We start from the raw sequence: 3,501 nt of genomic DNA on the forward strand, positions 1-3,501 counted from the left end.
GCTTCCGACGCGCCTTCTCCTGGCTGCCGGCGCACTTCGCATCGCAGAGCGATGCCCCGGTCGGACCCCGCCAGTTCGGGTCGACCGAACACCTTTCGACCGAGGCGATCGCCGCGTTCGTCGACGGCGAACTGCGTATGAGCGCGCATCTGCGCGCCGCGCATCATCTGTCGTTGTGCGCCGACTGCGCAGCCGAGGTCGACGCGCAGCGGCAGGCCCGCGCGGCGTTGCGCGATTCGTGCCCGGTCGACATGCCGAGCTCTTTGCTGGGGTTGTTGTCGCAGATCCCCAACCGTTCACCGGTCGAGCCTCCGGAAGCCGTCGACGCGCCGCAGTTAGCTGACGACGCACGGCGCGCTCGCCGCAAGCGCCGGTAGGGTGGAAGCGGATTCTTTAGAGCGATGTGCGTCGGCGATAGCTGACGCCCTGATGGACGGTTTTCGAGAAGGGCAATAACGGGTGAGCAATCTGGACCAGACCGGCCGGGATCGTCTCGAGCCGCGCCCCGTGTCCCGTCCGCCGGTGGACCCGGCGGCCCAGCGCGCATTCGGCAGGCCGGCAGGCGTGGAGGGCTCCTTCCTGGACGCCGAGTCGCACGCCGACCAGGGTGAGTACACCCCCCAGGACCAGGCGCCCGACCCGGTGCTCGCCGAGGCGTTCGGCCGCCCGAACCCCGGAGCCGACTCGTTGCAGCGCCATCCCACCGACGCCGGCGCCCTGGATGCCGACCGCGACGGCGGCGCAGCCGACGTCGACGACCCGTGGCGCAATCCGGGCGCACCCGTGGGTCTGGGCACCCCGGCTCTGGCGCCCAGCGTGCCCGTCACCCCGCCCGCTCCGGTAGGCAAGCTCGGTGTCCGCGACGTGCTGTTCGGCGGCAAGGTCTCGATCGCCGCGCTGGTGGTGCTCGGCATCGTGGCGCTGGTCATCGGTGTCGCCGGCGGATGGGTGGGACGCACCACCGCCGAGGTGGTCCAGGCTTTCACGACGTCGAAGGTCACCCTGGAGACCAGTGACAACCCCGAGGTGCACGGCGGGCCGTTCGCCGAGGTCGCCGCCGCGGTGGCCGACTCGGTGGTGACCATCGAGGCGACCAGCGACACCGAGGGATCGCAGGGTTCCGGCGTCGTCGTCGACGAGCGCGGCTACGTGGTGACCAACAACCACGTGATCTCCGAGGCGGCGAGCAACCCCAGCCAGTTCCAGATCGCGGTGGTGTTCAACGACGGCACCGAGGTTCCCGCCAACCTGGTCGGCCGCGACCCCAAGACCGACCTGGCGGTGCTCAAGGTCGACAACGTCGACAACCTGACCGTGGCCCGGATGGGCGATTCCGACAAGCTCACCGTCGGTGAAGAGGTGATCGCCGCCGGCGCCCCGCTCGGGCTGCGCAGCACCGTCACCCACGGCATCATCAGCGCGCTGAACCGCCCGGTGCCGCTGTCGGGCGACGGCTCGGACACCGACACCGTCATCGACGGTGTGCAGACCGACGCGTCGATCAACCACGGCAACTCGGGCGGCCCGCTGATCAACATGAGCTCCGAGGTCATCGGCATCAACACCGCGGGCAAATCGCTGTCGGACAGCGCCAGCGGCCTCGGCTTCGCGATCCCGGTCAACGAGGTCAAGCAGGTCGTCGAGACCCTGATCGAGAACGGCAAGATCGCGCATCCGACCCTCGGGCTGACCGCCCGCTCAGTGAGCAACGACCTCGCCAAGGGCGCGCAGATCGCCAACGTCAACGCCGGCGGTCCCGCCGAGCAGGCCGGGATCATGGAGAACGACGTCGTGGTGAAGGTGGGTGACCGTACCGTCGCCGACGCCGACGAGTTCGTCGTCGCCGTGCGGCAACTCAAGATCGGGGAACCGGCGCCCATCGAGGTCGTCCGCGAGGGGCGCAACGTGACGCTGACGGTGACCCCCGGCGCGGACACCAGCACCTAGTCATGTTCGCCAACGTCGGCTGGGGCGAGATGGTGGTCCTGGTGATCGCCGGTCTGGTGATCCTCGGGCCGGAGCGGCTTCCCGGGGCCATCCGGTGGACCGCCGGGGCGGTCAAACAGGCGCGTGACTACCTGACCGGCGCGACCAGTCAGCTCCGTCAGGACCTCGGTCCGGAGTTCGACGACCTGCGCGAGCCGTTGTCGGAGCTGCAGAAATTGCGCGGGATGACCCCGCGTGCGGCGCTGACCAAACACCTGCTCGACGGCGACGACTCGATCTTCACCGGCAAGTTCGACGCGACGGACGCCGGCACACCCGAGAAACCGCAGTCCGGGCCCGGTCCGGGGGCTGCTGCCCCCGGCGCGCCGGCACAGCCGGGCAAGCCCGCGGCGCAGACGCCGTTCGACACCGACGCCACCTAGAGGACCGGGTCGCCCGGGTCGCCGCGGCGGCCGATCCCGCCGAACTCGCATTCCGGCAGAAGAAGTGCGAGTGCAGCGCGGCCGGAATGCCGTTTCGGCGGTGGTGCGGTCAGCGACCGGCGGGATCGAGCCCGAGAGACATGCCGGCCAGACCACGCTTGCGGCTCGACAGGGCGTCGGCCACGCCGTGCAGTTCCTTGCCCGCCGGCGAGTCCGGTGCGCTGAGCACCAGCGGGACACCGGTGTCGCCGGCGCCCACCAGTTCGGGATCGAGCGGCACCTGGCCCAGCAGCGGAACCTCCGCGCCCACTGCCCGCGACAGGCTCTCGGCGACATGGCGGCCGCCGCCTTCGCCGAACATCTTGATCACCGGTCCGTCGACCATGTTCTCGACGACCCCCGCGATGCGCTGGCGCGTCTGCAGCGCGATCGCGCCGGCGCGCTCGGCCACTTCGGCGGCCGCCATCTGCGGCGTCGTCACGACCAGGATCTCCGCACCGGGGATCAGCTGCGCCACCGAGATCGCGATGTCACCGGTTCCGGGCGGCAGGTCCAGCAGCAGGACGTCGAGGTCGCCCCAGTAGACGTCGGCGAGGAACTGCTGCAATGCGCGGTGCAGCATCGGGCCCCGCCACACCACGGGGGTGTTGCCCTGGGTGAACATCGCGATGGAGATGACGCGCACGTCGTGGGCGATCGGCGGCAGGATCATCGAGTCGACCTGGGTGGGGCGCTCGGTGGTGCCCATCATCCTGGGCACCGAGTGCCCGTAGATGTCGGCGTCGAGGAGGCCGACGGACAGTCCGCGGGCGGCCAGTGCGGCAGCCAGGTTCACCGTGATGCTGGACTTGCCGACGCCGCCCTTGCCGGACGCCACGGCGTACACCCTGGTGAGCGAGCCCGGCTGGGCGAACGGAATGACCGGCTCCCGGGAGTCGCCGCGCAGCTGTTTGCGGAGTTCGGCGCGCTGCGCGTCGTTCATCACGTCGAGGCTCACCCGGACCGAGCCGGTGCCGGGAACGTCGCTGGCGGCGCGGGTGACCTGATCGGAGATCTCGGTCTTCTTCGGGCATGCGGCGGTGGTGAGGTAGATCTCGACGTGCACCGACCCGTCGGCCTCGACGCTGACGTC

4 protein-coding genes are annotated in these 3,501 nt (G+C 70.4%); 3 read left to right on the forward strand and 1 reads right to left on the reverse strand.

The annotated features are described in order from the left end of the window. The 3 genes from rseA to tatB all read left to right on the forward strand — a co-directional run. Positions 1-377, forward strand: a 377-nt coding sequence (gene rseA, locus ACN27A_RS33690) for an anti-sigma E factor RseA (RefSeq protein WP_421458934.1), incomplete at its 5' end; no start/stop codon positions are given. Positions 378-564: 187 nt separating this feature from the next. Then, the gene (locus ACN27A_RS33695) at positions 565-1,947 is read left to right on the forward strand and encodes a S1C family serine protease (RefSeq protein ID WP_421458936.1); all 1,383 of its coding nucleotides are present in this window, start codon (positions 565-567) and stop codon (positions 1,945-1,947) included. A 2-nt stretch (positions 1,948-1,949) separates the two neighbouring features. Further along, a complete protein-coding gene (tatB, locus tag ACN27A_RS33700) occupies positions 1,950-2,369 on the forward strand; it encodes a Sec-independent protein translocase protein TatB (protein ID WP_421458938.1) in 420 nt (139 codons plus the stop codon). 109 nt (positions 2,370-2,478) lie between these two features. Here the strand turns inward: tatB and ACN27A_RS33705 are convergent. Beyond that, positions 2,479-3,501, reverse strand: a 1,023-nt coding sequence (locus tag ACN27A_RS33705) for a P-loop NTPase (protein ID WP_421458940.1), incomplete at its 5' end; no start/stop codon positions are given.

The sequence above is a fragment of the Micromonospora sp. WMMD737 genome (assembly GCF_049179055.1).
Lineage (GTDB): Bacteria > Actinomycetota > Actinomycetes > Mycobacteriales > Micromonosporaceae > Micromonospora > Micromonospora reichwaldensis.

Bases quoted from the DNA above. Each gene is read 5' to 3' on its own strand.
- tatB (WP_421458938.1), top strand. From the start codon at position 1,950: ATGTTCGCCAACGTCGGCTGGGGCGAGATGGTGGTCCTGGTGATCGCC.